A 1583-nucleotide genomic window follows, 5' to 3' on the forward strand; every position below is an offset into this window, starting at 1 on the left:
CTACTTTTTCTATAAAACGGAAAATGAACCATATTAGTACTGATATATATAAATAATTTAGATCACTTACTTATGATTTTATCTAAAGAGTGTAACAAAAGAGTAAACAAGTTCTTGAAGAAATGTAGTTATGTAAATTTTCAAGGCGACGATATAGAGAAAATGACGATTGAATATAGAAAGGCATTAAACTCAAAATATCAACATCATAATGATTCTGTTCGTAAGGCACGTGATATAGCAAAGCAAGAAAAAGCGAGACGACAAGCTATAGAGGATTCTATTCGTTTAGTAAAAGAATCAAAGACCCATATCAGATTTATGGGAATTGAATTAAACGATGCTGTTGATTTGGTTATGCTTGATCTTAGAAAGAAAGGTTTTGAAACGATAGATTTTCGTAAAAATGGATATGTTATGTCTGGCAAATTCATGGATCGTAAAGCTATAGTCACTCTGCATTCAACGCCTGAGACAAATAATATTTATATGGTTAACGTTATCTTTGATGAAGAAAACTCTTGGTATAGCTTGAAGTCTGAATTTCTGAATATTGTGAAATCATATAGGGCTAAATACAAATGTATAGACTCTGGAAGAACATTCCTTGAACCATATTATGAGGGAGATGGCTTTGAGTTGCAAGGTGTCGCAAAGGATAAATGCTGCTTCTTTGATAAATATGAAGCCGAAGGTGGCACAATATATGTAGAAATAAGCGATATGAGAAGAATTTTTATTAAATATATAGATACCTTCAACTCAAAACGGAATGATAGGGAAACTATAAATAAAAATCTCGAAGAAATATAAAGAGATATATGCTTTATAAAGATTACACTATTAAGAGGAAATAGAGTTTATTTACTCGTGTCAGTTTATTGCCAAAATCATAGGTGTGAGAGGAATGGGTAAATCTCCGGTTGTGCATGACTTCCTCCTGGTAGAAGAATAAGAACTGAAAATGGAAAATGACTACTACGATTTGGATAAGTGGAAAACTTTTGTTCTTCGTGTCCTTTTAGAGAAAAATGGTTCTTCCCTAACAGATTATGTGTGGAATAGATTGAAGCACGAGTTTTCTTTAGGAGAGAACGAGCAGACGGAACATAATCTTTATACAGAAAGTGTGCTCAAATGTCTTGAAGTTGAACATGGGTTAATTAGAACAAATAAAAGAGGAATTCAGATTACCACCAAAGGCGAAGAAGTTGCAAAGATGAACAATGGTTTTCGTTCTTACTTAGATTCAAAGTATAGACATAGACTATTACAACGGATAAATGATTATGTGGTGACTGCAACGGGAATACTTTCATTGATGATGACTATGTTTTCATTTGTTAATCTATTTTATAATTGGATTGATAAAAAGTATTCTTTTCTTCCACCACTTATTCTAGGCTTGTTTTTGGTTGTGTTTAGATTGATTTGTAAATCAAAATAAAGAACTATCGCTAAACAACCGATTGGATTTAGTCAAAATCTAAATTCAATCGGTTGTTAGTTGACAGTATCGTGGTTGGTAAGTGTAAGAAATATTGGGGGTGTAATTTAAACTGTGTCAAGGCTTGTTCTTAACT

Annotated in this window: 2 protein-coding genes; both read left to right on the plus strand. The window is 32.3% G+C overall.

Annotated features, from left to right (window positions below; all coding sequences use genetic code 11):
* The first annotated feature begins 72 nt into the window (after positions 1–72).
* Positions 73–813 (plus strand): hypothetical protein, encoded by a 741-nt coding sequence (locus DXD25_RS12295; protein ID WP_117663764.1) that lies wholly within the window; start codon positions 73–75, stop codon positions 811–813.
* Between the two features lie 151 nt (positions 814–964).
* Positions 965–1447, plus strand: coding sequence for a hypothetical protein (locus tag DXD25_RS12300; RefSeq protein WP_117663765.1), 483 nt, complete (start codon positions 965–967; stop codon positions 1445–1447).
* Positions 1448–1583 lie beyond the last annotated feature (136 nt).

The sequence above is a fragment of the Prevotella sp. TF12-30 genome, from assembly GCF_003436715.1.
Taxonomy (GTDB): Bacteria; Bacteroidota; Bacteroidia; order Bacteroidales; family Bacteroidaceae; genus Prevotella; species Prevotella copri_A.